Source organism: Pseudomonas sp. MYb118 (assembly GCF_040947875.1).
Taxonomy (GTDB): domain Bacteria; phylum Pseudomonadota; class Gammaproteobacteria; order Pseudomonadales; family Pseudomonadaceae; genus Aquipseudomonas.
On sequence record NZ_JBFRXN010000001.1, the window covers coordinates 636190 to 659406 of the forward strand.

Genomic DNA, 23217 nt, shown 5'->3' on the forward strand with positions numbered 1-23217 from the left:
CCAGGGGAGAACAACAATGAACAAGACCATCTCAATCGCCGCAGGCACGCTGGTCATCGGGTTGGCGGTGATCTGGCTGAGTGTCTGGCGCACCACGCCGCCGACTCAGCTCAGCAACGTTGCGCTACCCGCCGGCCAGACGCTGGAGCGCGATGGCGTGTCGGTGGCGCTGCAGGTGCGGCCACTGGCCGATGACGGCGTGCTGCGCGAAGGGGAGTTCGCCGACGTGCTGTTTCGCATCACCGACAAGGCCTCCGGCCAGCCGCTGGCAGGCGCGGCGCCCGGTGCCTGGCTGGACCCGGAGGCGATGGCCGCCGAGCAGGCCCAGGGCCGCGACAAGAGTTGCAAGTCGCGAGTCGGCGTGTTCCTCAAGTCCAACATCGGCGCACGGCCATTGCTCGACCTCAACAGCTACTTCCTGCTGGTGATGAACCGCGACGCCAGCGTCATGGTGGTCGATCCGACGGTCTCGGTGGGCGGCATCACCAGCACCATGGCCCGCATCGACATCAAGCAACCGCCGATGGACTGGGTCACCCCCCGTGACAACAAACGGGTGTTCGTGTCGATGCCACTGGCCAACGAAGTGGCGGTGATCGACAGCGAACGCTTCAAGGTCCTCGACTCGATCGCTGCCGGCAGCAACCCGATGCGCGTGGCCCTGCAACCGGACGAGCGCCTGCTGTGGGTCGGTAACAACGCCAAGGCCGCCGAGCAATCGGGGGTCACGGTGATCGACAGCCGCAGCCTGAAAACCCTCAAGCACCTGGCCACGGGCGCCGGTCATCACGAGATCACCTTCAGCAAGGACAGCCGCTTCGCCTTCGTCACCAATCGCGACGACGGCACCCTGAGCATCATCGACATCGCCAGCCTGACCCTGCTCAAGCAACTCAAGACCGGCTCGCACCCGCTGTCGGTGGTGTACTCGCCGCTGTCCGGCGCTGCGTACGTGGCCGACGGTCAGGACGGCACCATCACCGTGGTCGATGCCACGAGCCAGTCGGTGCGTCGGGTGATCCAGCTCAAGCAGGGCCTGGGTCCGATGGGCTTCAGCGCCGACGGCCGTTTCGGCATCGTGCTCAACACCCTGGAAAACCGGGCCTCGGTGATCGACGCTGCCACCGACGCGCTGATCCATGACCTGGACGTGTCCGCCGAGCCCTATCAAGTGGTGTTCACCAAGGCCTATGCCTACGTGCGTGGCCTGGCCTCGTCGAAGGTGACGATGATCAACCTGGCGTCGCTGGGGGAAGGGCGCAAGCCGATCACCCAAGGGTTCGAGGCCGGGACCAAACCGCCACGCATGGCCGGCGACCTGCCGCTGGCGTCGAGCCTGGCGGTGTCGCGCGACGACAATGCGGTGTTCGTGGTCAACCCGGTGGACAACACCACCTACTTCTACGCCGAAGGCATGAACGCGCCGATGTCCGGTTACCCCAACCGTGGGCAACTGGCGCGGGCGGCGCTGGTGATTGATCGCAGCCTGCGCGAAGTCGAGCCGGGTCTGTACAGCTCGCGGATCAAGTTGCCGGCGGCCGGGCGTTTCGACGTGGCGTTCCTGCTCAACCAGCCGAACATCATCCATTGCTTCAGCGCCGTGGTCGAGCCGGACACCCGCACTGCACAGCCGACCGGCGTGGCGAAAGTCGAGTTCCTGCTCGACAAGTCCACTGCGCCCCTGGGCAAGCCCTACACGGTGCGGTTGCGCATCGTCCAGGGCAAACAGAATGTCGTGCGCAGCGGCGTTCAGGATGTGCAACTGCGCTACTTCCTGGCGCCCAGTTCACGGCCGCAGCAGGTTGCCACTCGGGACGTCGGCAACGGCATCTACGAAGCTCCGGTCACGCTCGACCAGAAGGGTGCATGGTACCTGCACGTACGCGCGCCATCCCTTGGCGCAACCTTCGGCGATCAAACGTTTGCCAGTGTTCGGGTATTGCCCGACGCCGCTCATTGAAGAGGACATCGACATGATTCGATTCACACAATCCGGACTGTTGACTCTCTGCCTGCTGGCCAGCGGCATCGGCCAGGCCCTGGCGCATTCGACGGATGAACACGCCGGGCACACCGCGCAAGCCAAAAGCGCCAGTTCCGAAAGCGCCCAGGTCCGCTTCGCCGACGTGGCACTGGTGGACCAGAACGGCAAGAGCGTGCGCCTGGAGAAAGACCTGGTCAGCAACAAGATCGTGGTCATGAGCTTCATCTACACCAGTTGTTCAACGGTCTGCCCGGTGGTCTCCTCGATCATGGGCAAGGTCCAGCAACAGCTCGGCGCCAGGGTCGGCAAGGAAGTGCAACTGGTGTCGATCAGCATCGACCCGCAACGCGACGACGCCAAACGCCTCAACGACTACGCCCGCGCCTTCCAGAAGGGGCCGGGCTGGAGCTGGCTCACCGGTACGCCGCAGTCGGTCAACGAAACCCTCAAGGGCCTGGGCAGTTTCAGTGGCGACTTCAAGAGCCACCAACCGCTGATCCTAGTGGGTGACGGCAACAGCCGCCACTGGACCCGTTACTACGGTTTCACCGACCCGGCCGTGCTGACCCGCGAAGTGGAAAAAATCAGTGGCCAGCGCAACACCCACGCCAAGCACACCGCCATCGCCAGCACGGAGCAACAACCATGAGAGTCATCGACTGGATCTCCCTGACCCTGTGTTTCTGGATCTTCAGCGCCATGGCGTTCGCCCATGAAGGGCATCAGGCTGCCACGCCTGAGGTCGCGGCGGCGCAACCCGCGACCGGCACCCGCGATGCGAAAACCTGGTTCACCGACACGCCGTTGCAGGACCAGAACGGCAACACCCTGCGTTTCTACAGCGACGCGCTGCAAAATCGCGTGGTGCTGCTCAATGTGATTTTCACCAGTTGCAACGATGCCTGCCCGCTGATCACCCAGAAACTCAAGGAAGTGCGTGAAGTACTGGGCGACAAGGCGGACGACATCACCTTCATTTCCCTTACCAGTGATCCGCTGCGGGACACGCCAGCGGTGCTCAAGGCTTACACCTTGAAACAGGGCGTCGATGGGCCCCACTGGTTTTTTCTGACCGGCGACAAGGCGCAAATGGACCTTGTACTGAGCCGAATCGGCCAGATCGTGCCGACCCCCGAGCAGCATTCCACCCAGTTGATCGTGGGGGATGTGGCCAACAAACGCTGGAGCAAGATCCGCCCTGATGCGCCACCCGCCGCCATTGCTCAGCGCTTGCAGTTGCTGACAATGCCCGTGGCCGGTCGCTGAGGGTGCGCCATGAAATTCGCCCTGGTCCTCGGCCTGTTGTTGCTCGGTGCGGGTTACCTCCACGCCGAGGCGGCGTCCCTGACGCCTGAAGAAAGTGCCGGCAAACGCCTGTACCGCGAAGGCGTGTCGGGCAGCGGCGAAGCGATCATGGCGCGGGTCGGGGCGGCGAACATGGTACTGCCGGCCACCAGCCTGCCGTGCGCCAACTGCCATGGCGCCGATGGCCTGGGCCGGCCCGAGGGTGGGGTACGCCCGCCGGACCTGAGCTGGTCGCGCCTGACCAGCACTTACGGCCAGCAACAAATCAATGGCCGCGACTATCCGGCCTATACCGACCGTACGTTGGCGCGGGCCGTACAGGAAGGGCGCGACCCCGGCGACAATCGCCTCGACCCGGCGATGCCGCGCTTCGTATTGTCGATGAACGATCAGCGCAACCTCACGGCCTATCTCAAGCGCCTGGCCGATGAACGCGACCCCGGCATGACCCCCGACAGCCTGCACCTGGGCACCTTGCTGCCCCGTGAAGGCCTGTTGGCCGAAGAGGGCGCGACGGTGGCCGCCGTGCTCAACGGCAGCATCGCGCGCATCAACAAGGCGGGCGGTATTCATGGCCGACAATTGCGCCTGACGATCGTCGATCCGGGGCCGGACCTGGCCAGTGCCGAGCGCGCGCTGGACCAATTGATCGTGCAGGAGCAGGTGTTCGCCCTGATCGCGCCGCTGGCACCGGCACTCGACTCGCAACTGGTGGCGCGCCTGGAACAGGCCGGTGTGCCGCTGATTGGTCCGGTGTCGTTGCAGGGCACGGCGCAGACCAGTCGGCAGATCTTTGAACCGATGCCCGGCCTGCGCGAGCAACTGTTCGCCCTTGCCGATTACGCCACCGACAGCCTGCGCGTGCTCCAGGGGCCGACGCTGATCACCTACCCGGACGAACCTGGCCAGCAACTGGCGGCGCAAAACCTCGGGCAGTACCTGCATCAGCGCGGCTGGCAGAACGTCAGCGTCAACGCCTACGGCCCGACCCAGGAGCAATTGCCGCTGGGTTCGCGCTCGGTGTTTTACCTGGGCTGCGGCGAGGATTTCACGCGTTTTGCCGAGCGCCTGGAAATGGCCGGGCAGGTGCCGTACCTGTTTGCCACGTCCAATCAGGTGGCCGGTGACCTGATGCAGGTGCCCAGCGGTTTTTCCCGGCGCGTGTTTCTGTCCTATCCGTTCGTGCCCAGCGATTGGACCCAGGCCGGGCGCCTGGCCCTGACCCAGGTGCGCGAGCAGCAGGGGCTCGGTGGTCAGCACTCGGTGCTGCAGGTCGGCGCGTTCAGTTCGATGCTGGTGTTCAGCGAAGGCATGAAACAGGCCGGACGCGACGCCAGCCGCGAGAAACTGATCAATGCCCTCGAAGGCCTGCACGACTTCGCGACCGGATTGACCCCGCTGATCAGCTTCGGGCCCGGTCGGCGCCTGGGCCTGAACGGCGCCCATATCGTCACCGTGGACCTGCCCGACCAGCGTTTCTACCTGGTCGCCCCGTACAAGTCTGTGACGGCGACACCCTGAACGGAGGCCTTGATCATGAAAATCACCACGCTGTTGATGGTGCTGACACTGTGGCTGCCGGGGGCATTCGCCAGCAATGGCCCGGCGGTGGCGCGGGTCAACGACGAGGAGATTTCGGCGTTGCGCTTCGAGCGTTATTTCGCCGAGTACCTGGAAGACCAGGGGCGGGCGCTGGGCAGCATCCGTAATCCCAAGGCCTACAAACAACTGCGGCAGAAAGCGCTGGACGCGTTGATCGACCGCGAGCTGCTGTGGCAGGAGTCGCAAAAACGCGGCGTGGTGATCAGCGATGCCGACGTCAGCAACCAGGTCGAACAGATGCGCACGGCCATGGGGGGGGCCGAGAAATTCGCCCGGCGCCTGGAAGATGCCGGTTTCGATGAAGCCGGGTTTGCCGAGTACACCCGCCGCGAGCTCGCCGCCCAACAGATGTTCGCTGAGCTGACCAAGGTCGCCGAGCCGGACGAGCAAGCCGTGCGCGCGTTCTTCGACGAACACCGCAGCGAAATGAGCCAGCCGGAGACCGTGCAGGCGCGGCACATCCTTGTCAAAGTGGCGCAAGGCGCCGACGCCGCCACGGAGGAGGCGGCACGTCTACGCTTGGTAGAGATGCAGGGCAAAATCGCCCAGGGCGCAGACTTCGCCAGCGTGGCCCGCACCGGCTCCGAAGATGCTTCGGCCAGCGAAGGCGGCGAGTTGGGCTATTTTTCCCGTGGGCGCATGTACCCGGCGTTCGAAGCGGCAGCCTTTGCCCTCAAGTCCGGTGAACTCAGCGAGCCGGTGCGCACCCCGCTGGGCTGGCATTTGATTTATTTACAGAACCACTTGGAGGCGGTCGATGTCTCAGAAGCACAGGGGCTTGAAATGGTCAGGGCATACCTCGCCCGACAGCGACAAGTTCAGGTACGTCAGCAAGTGCTCGCGCAGCTGCGCGCAGACAATCGAATTCAAAGGATTGACGGCGACTGAAGATTGGCCCCCCAATAGTGGGGAAAAAGCTTCAGCGACCCTTCGTGCGCTTCCCCGGCTTTGGGGGAAAGGGTGTCTGGACGAAAATATTATTCGAAGAAATTCAACGGGATGCAGCGGTGAATTCACCGGCGCTCGGCCTGGCATGAAGTGTGCGTTAGACCTATCAAGGCGCGCACTCCAGCAGGCTCGGAAATCGGACCTGCGGTTTCAAGGAGTCCACCTTGTTAAACAAAGTACTGGTTGTTGAAGACGAACAGCTTCTTGCAGAAAACCTCAAGGATTACCTTCAGGCGCAGGAACTGGACGTTCGGATTGCACATGACGGTGCGACAGGTATCGGCGAAGCCGAACAGTTTGCACCCGATGTGATGGTGTTCGATTACCGCTTGCCTGATATGGAAGGGTTTGAGGTGCTCGAAGCCGTCCGCCAGAACAGGACTTGCCACTTTGTGCTGATTACTGGGCATCCGACCGCTGAAGTCTGCGAACGGGCCCATCAACTGGGAGTCAGCCACGTCCTGTTCAAACCGTTTCCGATGGCGGAACTGGCCCGAGCCGTGTGTGACCTTCTGGGGATGAAGCGCGAAACGAATACCGCCACGGGCAACGCCGAAGGTTTTGTCGAACGACGCCAGAGCAGGAAAGAGAGTTTCCCGCTGCAGTTGTACGACGGCAGTTGGGTGCTGGCGGATCGCCGACGAAGTTCGACCTCCAAGGCACCAGACGACGAACAATTGCTCACCGGGGAGTAGTGGCGCGACAAGCCCTTCCGGTTACCACCGAAATTGCTCGCCGCGTCGACAGGGCTCAAGGGCCCCGGCGTTGGAGAGCAAGCCATGGACCGTCTATCCCTTGCCGTAGAACCGGCGCAGTTGGAATGCCCGCCATCGCGTTTTTCCAGTGAGCAACTGGCCCAGGCACGGGCCCTGGCCGCCAGTTCCGGCGAACGGATGCTCGAAGCCCTCGGGGTGCTGTGCGAACTGGCACCCATGCCTTTCATCCAGTGCCTGGGCACTACCCTGCATTATCCGGTGCTCGACACCGACACACTGTTCAAGGCCACGCCGGTGTTCGACCGGGTCACCCTGGCCCAATGCCTCAAGCGCGAATTCATCCTGTTGCGTCACGACGATGCGGTCATTGGCGTGTTCGCCGACCCCTTCGACAGCGCGCGCCTGGCCTGGATCGACGACTGCCTGCACGGCGCGCCGCTGTACCTGGTGCATGCCGACGATCTGAAAGCGTATCTGGCGCGCCATGAAGAAAGCTTCCACGCCGTCGAATCGCTCAACGCCCAGGCCGACGCCGGCACGCAAACCGATACCCTGCAAAGCCTGTCGCTGACCAGCATCAGCGAGGACGCCAGCGTCGTGGTCAAGCTGGTCAACTCGACCCTGTACGACGCCCTGAAAATGCATGCCAGCGACATTCACCTGGGCACCACCGGCAGCGGCCTGGTGATCAAGTACCGCATCGACGGCGTGCTCAACAACATCAGCAAGATCCAGGGCAGCGAGTTCGCCGAGCAGGTGATCTCGCGGGTCAAGGTCATGGCCGAACTGGACATCGGCGAAAAGCGCGTACCCCAGGACGGTCGCTTCAAGATCGGCATCAATGGCCGGCAGATCGACTTCCGGGTGTCGATCATGCCCAGCATCTTCGGCGAAGACGCGGTGCTGCGGGTGCTGGACAAACAGGACCTGGCCGACAAGGTCTGCGGCGTGCAGTTGCAGGCCCTGGGCTTTGAAGAGGAGACCCTGCGCCAACTGCGCCGCCTGGCCGCCGAACCCTACGGCATGGTGCTGGTGACCGGCCCGACCGGCAGCGGCAAGACCACCACGCTGTACGCGATGATCACCGAGATCAACCACGGCGTGGACAAGATCATCACCATCGAAGACCCGGTGGAGTACCAGTTGCCGGGCGTGTTGCAAATCCCGGTCAACGAGAAAAAGGGCCTGACCTTCGCCCGTGGCCTGCGCTCGATCCTGCGCCATGACCCGGACAAGATCATGGTCGGTGAAATCCGCGACCCGGACACCGCACAGATCGCCGTGCAGTCGGCGCTCACCGGGCACCTGGTGTTCACCACCATCCACGCCAACAACGTGTTCGACGTGATCGGCCGGTTCACCCAGATGGAAATCGACCCCTACAGCCTGGTGTCGGCGCTCAACGCCGTGTTGGCCCAGCGCCTGATTCGCCTGGTGTGCAGCAGTTGCAGCGCTCCTTACCTGCCCAGCGACGAAGAGCTGGAAGCGTCGGGCCTCGATGCCCGCCAGGCCGCCCATTATCACTTCGTCCAGGGCAAGGGCTGCGGGCATTGCCGTGGCACCGGTTACCGCGGGCGCAGTGCGATCGCCGAGCTGCTGCACCTGGACGACGAACTGCGGCAGATGATCGTCGAGCGCCAGCCGATTGCGAAAATCAAGGCCCACGCCTGCAAACGTGGCTTGCGCCTGCTGCGCGAGTCAGCCCTGGAACTGGTGCAACAAGGCCGGACCACTCTCGAGGAGATCAATCGTGTCACTTTTATCTCGTGAGCGTTATGTCGCCGTCATCGGCGCCAGTGGTGTCGGCCTTGGCCAGCGCCGTGGCAGCGAAACCTTGTGGCTGGGCAGCGTCGGCTTCATCGACGAAGGTTTCCAGGCCTGGGCCGTGGCACTGGACACCCTCGACCACCTGCTGGCCGACCACACCCGCGCCGGTGCCGACTTGAGCGTGGTGGTGTCCGGGCACTTCAGCCGCTTCTGCCTGGTGCCCTGGAGCGAGCAGATCAGCAGCCCCGGCGAATTGCAGGGCTTTGCCAAACTGTGCTTCGAAGACCTCTACGGCGTGCCGAGCCAACCTTGGAGCCTGGTGCTCTCGGCAGAACCGGCCGGCCATGACCGCATCGCCAGTGCCTTGCCCGAGGACCTGCTGGGCCGCCTGCGTACGCTGGTCCGTGCCCGTGGCCTGAAGCTGCGCTCGGTGCAACCGTACCTGATGGCGGCGTTCAATCATTTCGACCGCAGCCTGGACGGCGGCGACTTTCTGTTCGTGGTGGCCGAGCCGGTGCGCAGCGTGTTGCTGCTGGCCCGCGAGCAGCGCTGGGCCTCGGTGCGCTCGGTGGGCAGCAGCGACAGCGATGCTGCACTGACCGCGCTGATTGCCCGTGAATGCCAGTTGCAGGCGTCCACCAGCGAGCGTCCGTTGAACGTCTACCTGCATGCCCCGGCGCGCATCGACGTGCAACCGGAGTTGCCCGATGTGCAGTTGCGCACCCTCGAAGAAGGCCGGACGCCCGTACGCGATTGCCTGTACGTGATGTCCCGGGCGGTGGCCTGAGATGCGCGCCCTCAACCTGGATTTCCAACCCCGTCGTCGTTCCGGCCCTCTGGGCTGGAGCCTGCTGGCCGTCGGCGCAGTGCTGACCCTGGGCTGCCTGATACTGTCGCAGCACCTGGGCGAACAGGTCGAGCAACAGCAGGGCCATCTGCAAACCACCCAGCGTGTACTGACCGGCGACAGCGTCGACAAGGTCAGCCTGACCCCGGCACAGATCCGCGAACAGGCGCAGAACCTCGCCGAGATGCGCAAGGTCTCGCAGCAACTGCGCCGGCCCTGGGAAAGCCTGTTCGCCATGCTCGAAGCCATGCCCCGGGACAACATCGCCTTGCTGACCCTGACCCCGGATGCACGCAAGGGGCAGGTGCGCATCAGCGCCGAAGCGAAAGACCTGGAGGCGATGCTCGATTTCCACCGCAACCTCGAAGCCAGTGACGAGCTGTCCGATGTGTCGCTGCTCAGCCATGAAATCGTGGCCAAGGTGCCGGAGCATCCGGTGCAATTCAACCTGTCGGCTACCTGGGAGATTGGCGATGCGAATCCCTAGACTGATCGTCCACGAATACCTGCAGGGCCTCGGCGTTCCGGGGCTGGCGGGGATGGCGATGCTGCTGTTGGCGCTGGTGTATGGCCTGGCCGGGCTGATGCCGCACTGGCAATCGCTGCAACAGCTCAGCGTGCAGACCCAGGAGGCCCGCGAATACCTGGCCAAGGTCGAAGAGGGCAGCGTGGCCGCGCCGATGGTGCCGCAACGGCAACTCGATGACTTTCGCAGCAAGCTGCCGGCGCAACCCCAGGCCACCGTCGCCATCGACAAAATCTACGCGCTGGCCGCCCAGGAACACATCACGCTGTCGCGCGGTGAATACGCCCTGGGCATTGATCCCAAGACCCATCTGGCGCGCTATCAGATCCTGCTGCCGGTACGCGGCAGCTACCCGCAACTGCGGCGCTTCCTGCACGCCTTGCTCGGCCAGTTGCCCGCCGTGGTGGTGGAGGACGTGGAGTTCCAGCGCAAGAAAATCGCTGACACCGACCTCACCGGACGGATCCGCCTGACCCTTTACCTGTCGAGGTCATGATGAATACCAAGCGCGTAGCAGGATGGCTGGGTTTCTTCGGTGTGGCCGCGGCGTTGGCCTGGTTGCCCGAGTACTGGATGCCGGCCGAAGAGGGTGAGGTCGAGGTCGCGGTGGCCGCTACCCCGAAAGCCAGCAGCAAGGCCCAAAGCGCGCTGCCGGCGAAGGCAAGCAAAGCGGCAGTGGTCAAGGACCTGAGCCCGGCGGGTGACCTGTTCGGCGCCCGCAGCTGGAAAGCCGCGCCGACCCTGGCCAGCGTTACCGAGCAACCGGTCAATGTAGCCCCCGTGGTGCAGGCCCCCACTGTACCGCCCATGCCGTTCCAGTTCGTCGGCCGGCTGGATGACCGTTCCGACCTGCAGGTGTTTTTGCAGAGCGGCGAAAAAATATACGTCGTACGCAAAGGGGATGTGATCGACGACACCTGGCGGCTGGAGGGCATTACCGACCTCGAGTTGAGCCTGGTCTACCTGCCCATGCATTTGTCCCAGACGTTGTCTGTGGGGAGCGCGCCATGAACACAATCCGTTCGCTGATGAGCCTTGGTCTTTGCGCGGCGCTGGCTGCGTGCAGTTCCGCGCAAGTGGCCAACAAGGAAGCCTCCGACCTGATCGACCAGGGGCAATACGAAGCCGGATTGGCGCGGATCCAGGAAGGGCTGCGGGAAAACCCTCGCGACACCGAACTGCACATGGCGCTCAACACCCAGCGGGTCAAGGCCATCAACGCCTTGCTCACCGACGCTGACACCGATCGCGCCCGCCGTGACTTCGCCTCGGCCCGCACCAGCTACAGCCGGGTGTTGACCATCGAACCGAACAACCGCCGCGCCCAGGACTCCCTGCGCCAGCTCGAATACCTGCGCAGCATGGACGAAAAACTCGAACTGGCCCGTGGCGACCTGCGCCGGGGCGACATCTACGGCGCCGACCGCCAGGTCAAACAGATCCTCGAACTGGACCCGCAAAACGCCGGCGCCCTGGAACTGCAAGGCAACATCCGCCTGGTGCAGAGCCGCAACGTCATCCAGTACCCACAGCTGCGCACGCGCCTGGACCGGCCGGTGACCCTGGAGTTTCGCGACGCCAACCTCAAGACCATTTTCGAAGTGCTGTCCCAGGTCGCCGGCCTGAACTTCATCTTTGACAAGGACCTGCGCCCGGACATGAAAGCCACCATCTTCGTGCGTGACGTGCGCATCGAGGACGCCGTGGAACTGCTGCTGCAACAGAACCAGCTGCACCAGAAAGTGGTGAACGAAAACACCCTGCTGATCTACCCGGACTCGCCGCAGAAGCTCAAGGATTACCAGGAGCTGGTGATGCGCACCTTCTACCTGACCAGCATCGACGCCAACACCGCGCTGAACATGGTCAAGACCATGCTCAAGACCCGCGACGTGTTCGTCGACGAACGCCTCAACACCCTGACTATGCGCGACACCGAAGACGCGATCCGCATGGCGGAAAAACTCCTGCAGTCGCAGGACCAATCCAACCCTGAGGTGGTACTGGAAGTGGAGGTGATGGAAGTCGCCACCCAACGCATCCTCGACCTCGGCCTGCAATGGCCCAACACCTTCGGCGTGATCAACAGCGATGGCTCGCCGGTGACCCTGCTCGACCAGCTCAAGGGCATCGACTCCAGCCGGATCACCATCAACCCCTCGCCACAGGCCAAGATCAACGCCCAGGACAACGACATCAACACCCTGGCCAGCCCGACCATTCGCGTGAGCAACCGCGAGCAGGCGCGCATCCACATCGGCCAGCGCGTGCCGATCATCAGCGCCACTTCGGTGCCTTCGACCCAGGGCCCGGTGATCACCGAAAGCGTGACTTACCTGGACGTCGGCCTGAAACTGGAAGTGCAGCCCACCGTGCACCTGAACAACGAAGTGGCGATCAAGATCGCCCTCGAAGTCAGTAACGCCACACCGCTGGAACCGACCCGCCAAGGCACGATTCCGGTCCAGGTCGACACCCGCAACGCCCAGACCACGCTGCGCCTGCACGACGGCGAAACGCAAATCCTTGCTGGTCTGATGCGCAATGACCACGGCGCCACCGGCAACAAGATCCCCGGCCTTGGCGACATTCCGGGGCTGGGCCGGCTGTTCGGCAGCAACAAGGACAACGTCAGCAAATCCGAGCTGGTGCTGTCGATCACCCCGCGTGTGGTGCGCAACCTGCCGTATCAGAGCCCGTCGGACATGGAGTTCACCACCGGCACTGAAACCAGCATGCACATCCAGGCGCCGGATCGCGGCATGCAGACCACCGTGAACAAAGGTCCCGTTGATCAACTCGACCGGCCCGTGGCAGCGACCACGACCCAGGTCTACATCGAGAAGCCTTGATCATGAACGCCTCGCAACGCGGTTTTACCCTGATCGAAGTGGTGGTGACGCTGGCGCTGATCGGCCTGCTGGCCAGCATGGCCGCACCGCTGACCGAGACCGTGGTGCGCCGGGGCAAGGAGCAGGAGCTGCGCACGGCGCTGTATCAGATCCGTGATGCCATCGACGCGTACAAGCGCGCGTTCGATGCCGGTTATATCGAAAAGTCGCTCAACAACAGCGGCTACCCACCCAACCTCAAGGTGCTGGTGGACGGCGTGCGCGATGTGCGCAGCGCCAAGGGTGCCAAGTTCTACTTCCTGCGCCGCGTGCCCCGCGACCCGCTGGTGCCGGTCAAGCGCGACGATGAAGGTGGCTGGGGCTTGCGCGCCTATGACAGCTCGGCGCAGAACCCGCGCGAAGGCGAAGACGTCTTCGATGTGTATTCCAGGGCGCGGGGCAAGGGACTCAACGGCATTGCGTATCGGGAGTGGTGAATCATGCGTCGGCAAAAGGGCTTTACCCTGCTGGAACTCATGGTGGTCATGGCAATCATCGCAACCCTGATGACCATCGCCATGCCCCGGTACTTCAACAGCCTGGAGACCTCCAAGGAAACCACCCTGCGCCAGAGCCTGGCGGCGATGCGCGAAGCGCTGGACCACTACTACGGCGACACCGGGCGCTACCCCGATTCGCTCGATCAACTGGTGGAGCAGCGTTACCTGCGCAACCCGCCCATGGACCCGATCACCGAGCGCAAGGATATGTGGGTGATGGTCGCACCACCGGATGGCGTGCAGGGCGCAGTCGCCGACATCAAGAGCGGAGCTACAGGGAGGGCGCGTGATGGCAGCCTTTATTCCGAATGGTAGCCCTGCCGGTGAAGACGGTTTCACATACCTGGGCGTGCTGTTTCTGATCATGGTGATGGGCATGGGGCTGGCCAGTGCCGCCGAGTTGTGGTCCACCGCCTCGCGCCGTGACCGCGAGCGCCAGTTGATCTGGGTCGGTACCCAGTATGCCCAGGCCTTGCGCAGCTACTACCGCAGTTCGCCGGGCGTGGCGCAGTACCCCAAAGCCCTGGAAGACCTGTTGCAGGACGAACGTTTTCCCAGCCCCAAACATCATTTGCGCCAGTTGTATCCGGACCCGATCACCGGTGGCGAATGGTTCCTGGTACGGGGTTTCGATGGGCGCATCACCGGTCTGTCCAGCGCCTCGACGGACAAGCCAATGAAACAGGCGGATTTTCCCAGCCAGTGGTCGGATTTCGCCGGCATGGCCAGCTACAAGGACTGGCAGTTCGTGGCCGAGAAAGCCTTCCTCGACGGCGCACCGGGTACCGCCAAGGGCCCGTCGAAAGCGCCCCAGGGGCTGCAGCCATGAACCGCTGCGCCATGGCCCTGATCCTGGTGCTGGCCTGCGCCAGCGCCCAGGCAGGGGAGGAAGACGAAATGCTCGGCTTCATCGTCGATGACACGATCTCGCACATCGGCCACGACTTTTACTACTCGTTCAGTGAACGCCTGCGCGCCACAAGCCCAATGGACTTCAACCTGGTGGTGCGTGAACGACCTTCGGCGCGCTGGGGCGCCCTGGTCACCGTGGAGTATCAGCAGCGTCTGGTTTACCGGCGGTTCCTGCCGCCCAACACCGTGGAGCTCAAGGACGAGGCGTACGACGCCGCCGACTGGGTACGCGGGCAGATCGTCCAGCGCAAGCTGGAAGCCATGTTGCAGGACACAACGGACCTTGAGAGGGACGAATTATGAAAACAACACACTTCTCGCCACGTTCAGGGCTTTGCCGGGCCGGCCTGTGCCTGCTCGGGCTGGGCAGTTGCGCCCTGGTGCACGCCACGGAGCTGGTCTACACGCCGATCAACCCGTCGTTCGGCGGCAACCCGTTGAACGGCACCTGGTTGCTCAACAACGCCCAGGCGCAGAACGACTATGACGATCCCGACCTGAAAAAACGCACCGCAGCGACCGGGACTTCGGCCCTGGAGCGTTTCTCCAGCCAATTGCAATCGCGCCTGCTCGGGCAACTGCTGGACAACATCTCCACCGGCAACACCGGCAGCCTGTCCACCGATGCGTTCATCGTCAACGTCGTCGACGATTCCGGGCAGTTGACCATCGAAGTGACAGATCGCGCGACCGGAGAAGTTTCGGAAATCAGGGTGAGTGGCCTGGCCCCGTGATGGGGATGTGGTTTGAAGGGGAGTGATCGAGATGAAAAAAATAATAATGCTAGGGCTGATGTTGGCAGCGCTTCAAGGGTGCAGTCTGCGCGAACCGGTGGGTGCCGAACAGGACACCGAGACCCCGACCCTGACCCCGAGGGCTTCGACTTACTACGACCTGATCAACATGCCGCGTCCCAAGGGCCGGTTGATGGCGGTGGTGTATGGCTTCCGTGACCAGACCGGGCAATACAAACCGACCCCGGCCAGTTCGTTTTCCACCAGCGTGACCCAGGGCGCGGCCAGCATGCTGATGGACGCCTTGCAAGCCAGCGGCTGGTTCGTGGTGCTGGAGCGTGAAGGTCTGCAAAACCTGCTGACCGAACGCAAGATCATCCGCGCCTCGCAGAAAAAGCCCAACACCCCGGTGAACATCCAGGCCGAACTGCCACCGCTGCAAGCGGCGAACATGATGCTCGAAGGCGGCATCATCGCCTACGACACCAACGTCAAGAGCGGCGGGGAGGGGGCGCGCTACCTGGGCATCGACATCTCCCGCGAGTACCGCGTGGACCAGGTCACCGTCAACCTGCGCGCCGTCGACGTACGCAGCGGCCAGGTGCTGGCCAACGTCATGACCAGCAAAACCATCTACTCGGTCGGCCGCAGCGCCGGGGTATTCAAGTTCATCGAGTTCAAGAAACTGCTCGAAGCCGAGGTCGGCTACACCACCAACGAACCGGCGCAACTGTGTGTACTGTCGGCGATCGAAGCAGCGGTGGGGCATTTGCTGGCCCAGGGGATCGAGCGGCACCTGTGGCAAGTGGCGGGGGACAACTCCGTGCCCGTCCAGAATGAAACGCTGGATCGGTACCTGACACAGAACAAAGTCGTTCCCGAAGAAGAGGAATGACCGAGACGGCCTGCTCCCCCTGTAGGAGCGGGCTTGCCCGCGATAGCGATCTTGCCGTCGTACCGACCTCTCCTGATATCCACAAAACACTGTGGGAGCGGGCTTGCTCGCGATAGCGATCTCGCCGTCGTACCGACCTCTCCTGATATTCACAAAACCCTGTGGGAGCGGGCTTGCCCGCGATAGCGATCTTGCCGTCGTACCGACCTCTCCTGATATCCACAAAGCACTGTGGGAGCGAGCCTGCTCGCGATGGTGGCCCAGGCACCGCAGGGCGTCAGACTGCCCCGCGTCATCGTTAACGACATCGCGAGCAAGCTCGCTCCTACAGGTCACCCGACAGGCACAAAAAAGCCCGGCTGTTCTGGCCGGGCTTTTTGTTGAGTGTTGCGCTGGAGCCATGCTTCATACGGCACGACGCTCGATCAGACGGTCAGAGCCACCTTCAGCAACCCGGCGTTCGATCAGACGATCAGAACCACCTTCAGCAACCCGGCGTTCGATCAGACGATCAGAACCACCTTCAGCAACGCGGCGTTCGATCAGACGATCCGAACCGCCTTCAGCCACACGACGTTCGATCAGACGATCCGAACCGCCTTCAGCCACACGACGTTCGATCAAACGATCCGAACCACCTTCAGCAACAACTGGCTGGGCAGAGGTAGCGGCAAAAGCGTTAACTGCGAAAACCGAGAAAGCGATGCTGAGAAGAGTTTGGCGTTTCATGATCGTGTGCTCCGGGGGTGTTATTGGTTGGTATGGAGCAGATGTTACGCCGCAGAATTTTTATGAGAACTTCATTGAACTGATGGTAACTATCGACGCCGATAATGCCCGCACCAACCACACCCCCTGTAGGAGCGAGCTTGCTCGCGATGGTAGCCCAGGCACCGCGGGGCGTCAGACTGCCCCGCGTCATCGTTAACGACCATCGCGGCCGAGCCCGATCCTTCAGAAACTGTTTCTGTAGGATACTTCCGCGACGGCCTCACCTTGCTCCTTTGCCTACAACTACGCCAGAATCCGCTGGCTTGTGTGCCTTGTCTCCTGGCCTTACCGTTCCCCTGTCGCTGCCCATTCAGCGAACGGGTTTAGCAGCCTGGACAATTTCAAGGCACGCCAGCACACCTCGTTACGGTGACTGTGCGTGGGGCACTTCGGTGCGCCGGGTTCCTTGATCCCTGGTCTGCTAACCCGCGTACAGTTGCCACCAACTTGTTTAGCAGCAACCCGTGGCGACTCCATTGATCAAGGAGCTTCACCATGCCCAAGGTAACGCCAAATCCCCCCGAATCATCCTCACCAAACGAGCCAGTGGACGAGCTGGGTTTCGATCCTGCGCTGCTGAAGTGCGCATCCCCCCACACCCCCAGTACCCTGTTCCTCATCGCCCCTGACATCGACACCGAAACCCTGTTGGCCAGCGCCTGCGAATCCCTGGCCTCGGCGAGCATCATGGCCGGAGATCTGTCGGTGTTCGTGGACGGGCCGCAGCGCAGCATGTTGTTGGGCATCCAGCAAATCATCATGCTGGCTGACCTGGCAGTGAATCGCGCGCTGGATAACCTGGATCCCCTGTAGGAGCGAGCATGCTCCGGGCGGCGTTCCGACGATGGAGGCCCAGACACCGTGGAGTGCCAGGCTGCCCGCGTCATCGTTAACGACCATCGCGAGCAAGCTCGCTCCTACAGGGTCCCCGACAGGCACAAAAAAAGCCCGGCTGTTCAGGCCGGGCTTTTTGTCAGGTGTTGCGTTTGAGCCATGCTTCATACAGCACGGCGCTCGATCAGACGGTCGGAACCACCTTCGGCTACGCGGCGTTCGATCAGACGATCAGAGCCACCTTCGGCTACACGGCGCTCGATCAGACGGTCGGAGCCACCTTCGGCTACGCGGCGCTCGATCAGACGATCAGAACCACCCTCGGCTACGCGGCGTTCGATCAGACGGTCGGAGCCACCTTCACCTACACGACGCTCGATCAGACGATCCGAACCACCTTCAGCTACGCGGCGTTCGATCAGACGGTCGGAACCACCTTCGGCTACACGGCGTTCGATCAGACGATCCGAACCACCTTCAGCCACACGACGTTCAATCAAACGATCCGACCCGCCTTCAGCAACAACTGGCTGAGCAGAGGTAGCGGCAAAAGCGTTAACTGCGAAAACCGAGAAAGCGATGCTGAGAAGAGTTTGGCGTTTCATGATCGTGTGCTCCGGGGGTGTTATTGGTTGGTATGGAGCTGATGTTACGCCGCAGAATTTTTATGAGAACTTCATTGAACTGATGGTAACTATCGACGCCGATAATGCCCGCGCCACCCCCCTGTAGGAGCGAGCTTGCTCGCGATGGTAGCCCAGGCACCGCGGGGCGTCAGACTGCCCCGCGTCATCGTTAACGACCATCGCGAGCAAGCTCGCTCCTACAGGTCCCCCGACAGGCACAAAAAAGCCCGGCTGTTCAGACCGGGCTTTTTGTCAGGTGTTGCGCTGGAGCCATGCTTCATACGGCACGGCGTTCGATCAGACGGTCAGAGCCACCTTCGGCTACACGACGTTCGATCAGACGGTCGGAACCACCTTCGGCAACACGGCGTTCGATCAGACGGTCGGAACCACCTTCGGCAACACGGCGTTCGATCAGACGATCAGAACCACCTTCAGCTACACGGCGTTCGATCAGACGGTCGGAGCCACCTTCAGCTACACGGCGTTCGATCAGACGATCCGAACCACCTTCAGCTACACGGCGTTCGATCAGACGGTCGGAGCCACCCTCGGCTACACGGCGCTCGATCAGACGATCCGAACCACCTTCAGCAACGCGGCGTTCGATCAGACGATCCGAACCACCTTCAGCCACACGACGTTCAATCAAACGATCCGACCCGCCTTCAGCAACAACTGGCTGAGCAGAGGTAGCGGCAAAAGCGTTAACTGCGAAAACCGAGAAAGCGATGCTGAGAAGAGTTTGGCGTTTCATGATCGAGTGCTCCGGGGGTGTTATTGGTTGGTATGGAGCTGATGTTACGCCGCAGATTTTTTATGAGAACTTCATTGAACTGATGGTAACTATCGACGCCGATAATGCCCGCACCAACCACCCCCCTGTAGGAGCGAGCATGCTCGCGATGGTAGCCCAGGCACCGCGGGGCGTCAGACTGCCCCGCGTCATCGTTAACGACCATCGCGGGCAGGCCCGCACCCACAGTGGACAGTGATGAACCTCCTACCGCGGAACATCAGGGCTGCCCCGCGTCATCACCCCCAAGCACAAAAAAAACCGCGACCCTCACCAGGGTCGCGGTTTTCCTTACGCCGCGCTTACTGCTGCAACACTGTCGCCCGGTTATCCATACCCATCTGTTGAATCGTTGCCATCTGCGTCACACCGCTCTGGTCGACGTTGGCGGTGTTGCCGGTGCCGTCCTGGGTCACGTACGCGACGTTCATGGTGTCAGCCTGTTTCACCGTGATCATGTTGTCGTCGCCGTTCTGCGAGGTGTAGGCCTCGTTGCCGGTGCCGGACTGGGTGAAGTCGGTGGTGTTGCTCATCCCGGTGCTGCTGCCCATGGCCAGGTTGGCGGTGCCGCGCTGGTCGGAGATGAGGATGTTGTCGCTGCCGTTCTGCTCGAAGTACAGCTCGTTAAAGCTGTCAGCCTGGACGACTGTGGTCTTGTTGCCCGACCCCGCCTGGAAGGTGGTCATGATATTGCTGACGCCGTCCTGGGTGAAGTTGGCGGTGTTGCCATTGCCGTTCTGATTGACCGTGGCGCGCTGGTTGCTGCCGAATTGGCCGCCTTTTTGTGGGCCTTTCCAGTTGCTGGCGTAGACTTTGTTGTCGTTACCCACCGAAGTGGCGGAGAGCGAATGGCTGTCGCCGGTCTGGTAGGTGAAGTGCACGTTACCCACGCCCGTCTGGTACAGCGCCAGGCTCGAGCCGATGGATTCGAACTGGTCCGCGTAGATGGCATTGAGATCGCCGACCTGGAACACCTGGGCGACGTTGTTTTCGCCGAAGCTCTGGTCGACCACGGTTTCGTTGCTCACACCGGATTGGTTGACGGTGGCCTGGCTGGCGAGTTGGGTGTCCTGCCACACCTCGGTGCCGTTGCCGTCGCCGAACTGGTTGATGGTCAGGGTGCCGCCTTCGCCATTGCGCTGGTCGCCATAGGCGTAGTTGGTACTGCCGGCCTGGTTGATGTTGATCTGGCCACCGGTGTGGAACACCTGTTCGGCGGTGCCGTAGTTGCCGGTGCCGTACTGGATGATCACCGAGTTGTTGGCGGCACCCAGCTGGATCTGCTCGATGTTGGCTTCGTTACTGTCACCGAACTGGAAGGTCTGGCCTGTGCTGCCTTCCTGGCTGTCCTGGTAGACGAACGAGAAGTTGCCGGTGCCTTCCTGCTGTTGCAGCACTTCGCCGCCGCCAACCCCGATGGACTGACTGGCGTGGGCGGTGTTGAAGGCGCCGTTCTGCTGCTGAGTGATCTTGCTGTTGTCTTCGAACAACTGCTCGGCGTAACCGGCGTTGTAGTCGCCGACCTGGTTCTGGTCGATGGTGCCACTGGCCGTATCCTGAACGGCAGCCGCATCGTTACCCTGACCGAGTTGCTGCTGGGTGGCGGTGCTGAACGAGGCCTGGCTCTGCTTGACGTCGGCGACGTTGGCAGTACCAGTCTGGTTCTGGTTGGACACGCTGTCATTGGCCATTGCCTGGGCACTGACCATGACCAGGATGGCGGCGGTAAGGGGCGTCAGTTTGAACATGATGAAACCTCCAAGGGGTGCAGTGCTCTAGCGGTATTGTTTGACCGATACGCTCATGCCGTTTCCGGACTGGTTCACGGCGCTGGAAAGCCCCGTGCCGGCCTGGTCGATGCTGGCGTCGTTGTTGTTGCCGTTCTGGGAAATCTGCGCACGGTTCTGGCTACCGCTCTGGGTGATCGAAGCCGAGTTGCCATAACCTTGCTGGGTGATCATCGCCATCAGGTCGCTGCCTTGTTGCAGGATGTAGGCTTCCTGATTGCTGCCCGACTGGACGATGGTGCCGAGCAACGACTGACCGTTCTGTTGCAGCACCGCCTGGTTGGCCTGGCCGTTCTGGTTGATCAGCGCCTGCTGGCCAACCGGTGCGGGCATCTCGCCGAGATCGGCGCCAGGGCCCAGGTCGTCGTTTTCCATCAGGTCGTCGGCCGCGCGCGCACCTGCACTGCCGCAAAGCAGGAGCAGGCAGAGCAGGGCGGCGGTCGACGTTTTCATGGCTTTGTCCTTCGTTTCAGCCTTTGGGTTGAGTGCGCCCCATCAGCCGGGTGGCCGATGGGGCGCGGGCTCAGTTGGAGATCACTTGCACGGTGCGCACGGTGCCTTGCGACGAGGTGATGGTGGCGGTCGGGTTGGCCGACGGGATCACCGTTGTCGTGTTGTTTACCGTCAGCCGCCAGCGTCCGGTCACCGGCACCGTGGTAGTGCCCAGTGTCTGCACGCCGGTCGGGGTGCTGACCTGCACGGTGATGGTGTTGCCAGTGGTCACCGATGAGGTCCCGCTGAGGTCCCAGGTGAAGCGGTTGTTGGAACGTGCGGTCACGGTGGCCGCCGTTACGGCGAAGGTTTCCGCCGCAGGCCGAGGCGAGACCTGCACCGTGACCGTCGCCGGAGCTGTCGATACGGCGCCGAAGCTGTCCCGCACGAAGTAGGTGAAGGTCGTGGTGAAGGCCGTTGTCACGCTGGCCGGTGGGGTGTAGGTCAGCACCGTACCGTTGCTGGTGACCGTGCCACGTCCAGCAGGTGGCTGGCCGAAGCTGGCCACAGCGAGCGGCAGATTGCCTTCAGGGTCGGTATCGTTGGCCAGCACGCTGATCGGGACCGCCACACCCAGCGTCGCGACGCTGTCAGCCACTGCCGTTGGCGCCTGGTTGGGCGCTACGGTAATGGTGACGGTGGCTGGCGTAGTCGAGGCCAGGCCTTTGACGTCTTGAGCCTTGTAGGTGAAGGTCGTGGTCAGTGTGGTGTTGACGACCGCAGGCGGGGTGTAGACCACGGCGGTGGTGCCACTCAGCTGTACGGTGCCTTGTCCGCTCGGTGGTTGGGTCAGCGCGGTGATGGCCAGCGGCACGTTGTTGTCCGGATCGCTGTCGTTGGTCAACAGGTTGAGCGTGATCGGCACGCCGAAGCTGGTGCTCGCGCTGTCGGCGTTGGAGATCGGTGCCTGGTTCTCGCCGGAATCCGGCGCAGTACCGACCACCACCACAGGTTCGGTATCGCTGCCCCCCGCAGACGATTTGATCGTTACGCTGGCCGGTGGTTGAGTCAGGTCTGCGATGGTGATGCGCTGCAGGGTGCCGTTCTTCGATAGCCTTCCATAACCCTGGGCGACCATGTCCGGCACGTTCACTTCATCGGTGGACGTGGCCTCGATCAGCAGGCTGTGATTGCTCCAGTTGTAGCGGGCGGTCTGCACTTTCACCACGTCGGTGACTTTGCTCGACACCGCAGTCGGCCGTTTGACCCCGCTCGGATCGGTGGCGGTAATCACCACCACCGGCGGCACGGTGCTGCCGGTCAGGCGATGACCAAAGTATTCGCCGCGACCATCACCGAGCATGCTGGTCAGGCAGGGGGATGGCGGCGGTCCGGCCACCAGTGCCACCGTTTCACGGAAGCACAGGTTCGAACTGTTGCCCGACTTGCTGAACACTTCGACCCGGGTGCTGCTGGTACCTGGACCGGTGGAGGTCCGCCGGTAAGTGGCGCGTCCGACTTCCACAGGCGTTTGTTCGCGGTTGTCGAGGACTTTGCCAGACACCGTGAACAGGTTGGTCTGGATCGTGCCAGCCGGGCCCTGGACGCGCAGGAAGTTGGTGTTGTTGGGGCTGCCGGTGACTGCTTCGGAGATGTTCGGGTCGCCGATGAAGGTCTCGACTGCGCCGTTGTCGGGGTTCACCTCGGTGTAAGGGCCGCCGACACCGCGCAGGAAAGGCCCGACTTCACCGTTGAGCGCGCCGGAGAAGTTGCCCGGTGCGCCAATCCCGATGTCGCGGGTGATGTTGATCGCCCGCCGGCCTGGCGTTGCAACGTTAATGGTTTCCTGGCCGTAAGGGTGGGTAATGACGTAAGTCCCGGCAATGGGGATGTTCACCCGGATGCGAATCCGCGCGAAGCTGGCCTGGTCGCCATCAATCGGGTTTTCCGAGGCGAACGCCGCTTCGATCCCCGCCACGTAGGCATCCACACCATAGCCGCCGACATCGTTGATGCTGGTCTCGGCCAGGAACCAGAACGCTTCCGGCGGCCAGTTATCCGGAAACACCATCGGCAGGGTGTCGTCAAACACCCCGGGCTCCGGGTTCAGGATACACATGTAGGCAGGCGCGCCAGGCGCACCGGGTGCCCGGGTGCTGGTTGCCCGTGACTGGCACAGTTCCATCGACAGCAGATTGTTGTCCTGGTACCACATGGGGAATTTCCCCGTGGCGAAGGTGTAGGGGCCGGGGTCGACGGCGGCGAGTTGCGCGAATGCACTGCCGGACAACGAAAGAGTCAGCCCCAGCGCGTTGAGTGCGAAGCGTGGCCACTTGTTCATGAT

Annotated in this window: 25 protein-coding genes; 19 read left to right on the forward strand and 6 right to left on the reverse strand. The window is 62.7% G+C overall.

Annotated elements, in window-relative coordinates; translation table 11 throughout:
• Nucleotides 1–16 precede the first annotated feature (16 nt).
• The 18 genes from ABVN20_RS03010 (at nucleotide 17) to ABVN20_RS03095 (ending at nucleotide 15627) form a co-directional block, all read left to right on the forward strand.
• Nucleotides 17–1960 (forward strand): YncE family protein, encoded by a 1944-nt coding sequence (locus ABVN20_RS03010; RefSeq protein WP_368553976.1) that lies wholly within the window; start codon nucleotides 17–19, stop codon nucleotides 1958–1960.
• Nucleotides 1961–1973: 13 nt separating this feature from the next.
• On the forward strand, nucleotides 1974–2633 hold the full coding sequence (locus tag ABVN20_RS03015) for an SCO family protein (protein ID WP_368553978.1): 660 nt from the start codon (nucleotides 1974–1976) through the stop codon (nucleotides 2631–2633).
• On the forward strand, nucleotides 2630–3250 hold the full coding sequence (locus tag ABVN20_RS03020) for an SCO family protein (protein ID WP_368553979.1): 621 nt from the start codon (nucleotides 2630–2632) through the stop codon (nucleotides 3248–3250). The genes ABVN20_RS03015 and ABVN20_RS03020 overlap by 4 nt, the downstream gene beginning before the upstream one ends.
• Nucleotides 3251–3259: 9 nt before the next feature.
• Complete coding sequence (locus ABVN20_RS03025; RefSeq protein ID WP_368553981.1) at nucleotides 3260–4810, forward strand: ABC transporter substrate-binding protein; 1551 nt, start codon at nucleotides 3260–3262, stop codon at nucleotides 4808–4810.
• Between the two features lie 15 nt (nucleotides 4811–4825).
• Entirely contained in the window at nucleotides 4826–5779 is a 954-nt protein-coding gene (locus ABVN20_RS03030) for a peptidylprolyl isomerase (RefSeq protein ID WP_368553982.1), read from the forward strand.
• A gap of 224 nt (nucleotides 5780–6003) precedes the next feature.
• Nucleotides 6004–6534, forward strand: a complete 531-nt coding sequence (locus ABVN20_RS03035) for a response regulator (RefSeq protein WP_368553984.1) — start codon at nucleotides 6004–6006, stop codon at nucleotides 6532–6534.
• Between the two features lie 84 nt (nucleotides 6535–6618).
• A complete protein-coding gene (locus ABVN20_RS03040; protein WP_368553986.1) occupies nucleotides 6619–8325 on the forward strand; it encodes a GspE/PulE family protein in 1707 nt (568 codons plus the stop codon).
• Nucleotides 8306–9109, forward strand: a complete 804-nt coding sequence (locus tag ABVN20_RS03045; RefSeq protein ID WP_368553988.1) for a hypothetical protein — start codon at nucleotides 8306–8308, stop codon at nucleotides 9107–9109. Before ABVN20_RS03040 ends, ABVN20_RS03045 begins: the two co-directional genes overlap by 20 nt.
• 1 nt (nucleotide 9110) lies before the next feature.
• The gene (locus tag ABVN20_RS03050) at nucleotides 9111–9656 is read left to right on the forward strand and encodes a PilN domain-containing protein (protein WP_368553990.1); all 546 of its coding nucleotides are present in this window, start codon (nucleotides 9111–9113) and stop codon (nucleotides 9654–9656) included.
• Nucleotides 9643–10191 (forward strand): GspMb/PilO family protein, encoded by a 549-nt coding sequence (locus ABVN20_RS03055; protein ID WP_368553991.1) that lies wholly within the window; start codon nucleotides 9643–9645, stop codon nucleotides 10189–10191. Before ABVN20_RS03050 ends, ABVN20_RS03055 begins: the two co-directional genes overlap by 14 nt.
• Nucleotides 10191–10706 (forward strand): hypothetical protein, encoded by a 516-nt coding sequence (locus ABVN20_RS03060; protein WP_368553993.1) that lies wholly within the window; start codon nucleotides 10191–10193, stop codon nucleotides 10704–10706. Before ABVN20_RS03055 ends, ABVN20_RS03060 begins: the two co-directional genes overlap by 1 nt.
• On the forward strand, nucleotides 10703–12547 hold the full coding sequence (locus ABVN20_RS03065) for a secretin N-terminal domain-containing protein (protein ID WP_368553995.1): 1845 nt from the start codon (nucleotides 10703–10705) through the stop codon (nucleotides 12545–12547). Before ABVN20_RS03060 ends, ABVN20_RS03065 begins: the two co-directional genes overlap by 4 nt.
• 2 nt (nucleotides 12548–12549) lie before the next feature.
• On the forward strand, nucleotides 12550–13023 hold the full coding sequence (locus ABVN20_RS03070) for a type II secretion system protein (protein ID WP_368553997.1): 474 nt from the start codon (nucleotides 12550–12552) through the stop codon (nucleotides 13021–13023).
• A 3-nt stretch (nucleotides 13024–13026) separates the two neighbouring features.
• Nucleotides 13027–13401, forward strand: a complete 375-nt coding sequence (locus tag ABVN20_RS03075) for a type II secretion system protein (RefSeq protein WP_368553999.1) — start codon at nucleotides 13027–13029, stop codon at nucleotides 13399–13401.
• A complete protein-coding gene (locus tag ABVN20_RS03080; RefSeq protein WP_368554001.1) occupies nucleotides 13376–13915 on the forward strand; it encodes a type II secretion system protein in 540 nt (179 codons plus the stop codon). Before ABVN20_RS03075 ends, ABVN20_RS03080 begins: the two co-directional genes overlap by 26 nt.
• The gene (gene csgE, locus ABVN20_RS03085) at nucleotides 13912–14301 is read left to right on the forward strand and encodes a curli production assembly/transport protein CsgE (RefSeq protein WP_368554003.1); all 390 of its coding nucleotides are present in this window, start codon (nucleotides 13912–13914) and stop codon (nucleotides 14299–14301) included. Before ABVN20_RS03080 ends, csgE begins: the two co-directional genes overlap by 4 nt.
• Nucleotides 14298–14732, forward strand: a complete 435-nt coding sequence (locus ABVN20_RS03090; RefSeq protein WP_368554005.1) for a curli assembly protein CsgF — start codon at nucleotides 14298–14300, stop codon at nucleotides 14730–14732. The genes csgE and ABVN20_RS03090 overlap by 4 nt, the downstream gene beginning before the upstream one ends.
• A 31-nt stretch (nucleotides 14733–14763) precedes the next feature.
• The gene (locus ABVN20_RS03095; RefSeq protein WP_368554006.1) at nucleotides 14764–15627 is read left to right on the forward strand and encodes a CsgG/HfaB family protein; all 864 of its coding nucleotides are present in this window, start codon (nucleotides 14764–14766) and stop codon (nucleotides 15625–15627) included.
• 405 nt (nucleotides 15628–16032) lie between these two features.
• On the opposite strand, the gene ABVN20_RS03100 is transcribed toward ABVN20_RS03095, so the two are convergent.
• On the reverse strand, nucleotides 16033–16356 hold the full coding sequence (locus tag ABVN20_RS03100) for a hypothetical protein (RefSeq protein WP_368554008.1): 324 nt from the start codon (nucleotides 16354–16356) through the stop codon (nucleotides 16033–16035).
• A gap of 537 nt (nucleotides 16357–16893) precedes the next feature.
• Between ABVN20_RS03100 and ABVN20_RS03105 the strand changes: the two genes are divergently transcribed.
• The gene (locus tag ABVN20_RS03105; RefSeq protein ID WP_368554010.1) at nucleotides 16894–17211 is read left to right on the forward strand and encodes a DUF6124 family protein; all 318 of its coding nucleotides are present in this window, start codon (nucleotides 16894–16896) and stop codon (nucleotides 17209–17211) included.
• Nucleotides 17212–17396: 185 nt separating this feature from the next.
• Here ABVN20_RS03105 and ABVN20_RS03110 read toward each other — a convergent pair whose 3' ends face one another.
• The 5 genes from ABVN20_RS03110 to ABVN20_RS03130 form a co-directional block, all read right to left on the reverse strand.
• Nucleotides 17397–17837 carry a phage infection protein gene (locus tag ABVN20_RS03110; protein WP_368554011.1) on the reverse strand — a complete coding sequence of 147 codons (441 nt, stop codon included), beginning with the start codon at nucleotides 17835–17837 and terminating at the stop codon, nucleotides 17397–17399.
• A 298-nt stretch (nucleotides 17838–18135) separates the two neighbouring features.
• Nucleotides 18136–18615 carry a phage infection protein gene (locus ABVN20_RS03115; protein ID WP_368554013.1) on the reverse strand — a complete coding sequence of 160 codons (480 nt, stop codon included), beginning with the start codon at nucleotides 18613–18615 and terminating at the stop codon, nucleotides 18136–18138.
• Nucleotides 18616–18956: 341 nt separating this feature from the next.
• Nucleotides 18957–20402, reverse strand: a complete 1446-nt coding sequence (locus ABVN20_RS03120) for a curlin (protein WP_368554015.1) — start codon at nucleotides 20400–20402, stop codon at nucleotides 18957–18959.
• Nucleotides 20403–20429: 27 nt separating this feature from the next.
• Entirely contained in the window at nucleotides 20430–20894 is a 465-nt protein-coding gene (locus tag ABVN20_RS03125) for a curlin (protein ID WP_368554017.1), read from the reverse strand.
• A gap of 70 nt (nucleotides 20895–20964) precedes the next feature.
• Nucleotides 20965–23214, reverse strand: a complete 2250-nt coding sequence (locus tag ABVN20_RS03130) for an Ig-like domain-containing protein (protein ID WP_368554019.1) — start codon at nucleotides 23212–23214, stop codon at nucleotides 20965–20967.
• Nucleotides 23215–23217 lie beyond the last annotated feature (3 nt).

Bases quoted from the DNA above. Each gene is read 5' to 3' on its own strand.
- ABVN20_RS03010 (WP_368553976.1), top strand. From the start codon at position 17: ATGAACAAGACCATCTCAATCGCCGCAGGCACGCTGGTCATCGGGTTG.
- ABVN20_RS03015 (WP_368553978.1), top strand. From the start codon at position 1,974: ATGATTCGATTCACACAATCCGGACTGTTGACTCTCTGCCTGCTGGCC.
- ABVN20_RS03020 (WP_368553979.1), top strand. From the start codon at position 2,630: ATGAGAGTCATCGACTGGATCTCCCTGACCCTGTGTTTCTGGATCTTC.
- ABVN20_RS03025 (WP_368553981.1), top strand. From the start codon at position 3,260: ATGAAATTCGCCCTGGTCCTCGGCCTGTTGTTGCTCGGTGCGGGTTAC.
- ABVN20_RS03030 (WP_368553982.1), top strand. From the start codon at position 4,826: ATGAAAATCACCACGCTGTTGATGGTGCTGACACTGTGGCTGCCGGGG.
- ABVN20_RS03040 (WP_368553986.1), top strand. From the start codon at position 6,619: ATGGACCGTCTATCCCTTGCCGTAGAACCGGCGCAGTTGGAATGCCCG.
- ABVN20_RS03050 (WP_368553990.1), top strand. From the start codon at position 9,111: ATGCGCGCCCTCAACCTGGATTTCCAACCCCGTCGTCGTTCCGGCCCT.
- ABVN20_RS03055 (WP_368553991.1), top strand. From the start codon at position 9,643: ATGCGAATCCCTAGACTGATCGTCCACGAATACCTGCAGGGCCTCGGC.
- ABVN20_RS03060 (WP_368553993.1), top strand. From the start codon at position 10,191: ATGAATACCAAGCGCGTAGCAGGATGGCTGGGTTTCTTCGGTGTGGCC.
- ABVN20_RS03065 (WP_368553995.1), top strand. From the start codon at position 10,703: ATGAACACAATCCGTTCGCTGATGAGCCTTGGTCTTTGCGCGGCGCTG.
- ABVN20_RS03070 (WP_368553997.1), top strand. From the start codon at position 12,550: ATGAACGCCTCGCAACGCGGTTTTACCCTGATCGAAGTGGTGGTGACG.
- ABVN20_RS03075 (WP_368553999.1), top strand. From the start codon at position 13,027: ATGCGTCGGCAAAAGGGCTTTACCCTGCTGGAACTCATGGTGGTCATG.
- ABVN20_RS03080 (WP_368554001.1), top strand. From the start codon at position 13,376: ATGGCAGCCTTTATTCCGAATGGTAGCCCTGCCGGTGAAGACGGTTTC.
- csgE (WP_368554003.1), top strand. From the start codon at position 13,912: ATGAACCGCTGCGCCATGGCCCTGATCCTGGTGCTGGCCTGCGCCAGC.
- ABVN20_RS03090 (WP_368554005.1), top strand. From the start codon at position 14,298: ATGAAAACAACACACTTCTCGCCACGTTCAGGGCTTTGCCGGGCCGGC.
- ABVN20_RS03095 (WP_368554006.1), top strand. From the start codon at position 14,764: ATGAAAAAAATAATAATGCTAGGGCTGATGTTGGCAGCGCTTCAAGGG.
- ABVN20_RS03100 (WP_368554008.1), bottom strand. From the start codon at position 16,356: ATGAAACGCCAAACTCTTCTCAGCATCGCTTTCTCGGTTTTCGCAGTT.
- ABVN20_RS03105 (WP_368554010.1), top strand. From the start codon at position 16,894: ATGCCCAAGGTAACGCCAAATCCCCCCGAATCATCCTCACCAAACGAG.
- ABVN20_RS03110 (WP_368554011.1), bottom strand. From the start codon at position 17,837: ATGAAACGCCAAACTCTTCTCAGCATCGCTTTCTCGGTTTTCGCAGTT.
- ABVN20_RS03115 (WP_368554013.1), bottom strand. From the start codon at position 18,615: ATGAAACGCCAAACTCTTCTCAGCATCGCTTTCTCGGTTTTCGCAGTT.
- ABVN20_RS03120 (WP_368554015.1), bottom strand. From the start codon at position 20,402: ATGTTCAAACTGACGCCCCTTACCGCCGCCATCCTGGTCATGGTCAGT.
- ABVN20_RS03125 (WP_368554017.1), bottom strand. From the start codon at position 20,894: ATGAAAACGTCGACCGCCGCCCTGCTCTGCCTGCTCCTGCTTTGCGGC.
- ABVN20_RS03130 (WP_368554019.1), bottom strand. From the start codon at position 23,214: ATGAACAAGTGGCCACGCTTCGCACTCAACGCGCTGGGGCTGACTCTT.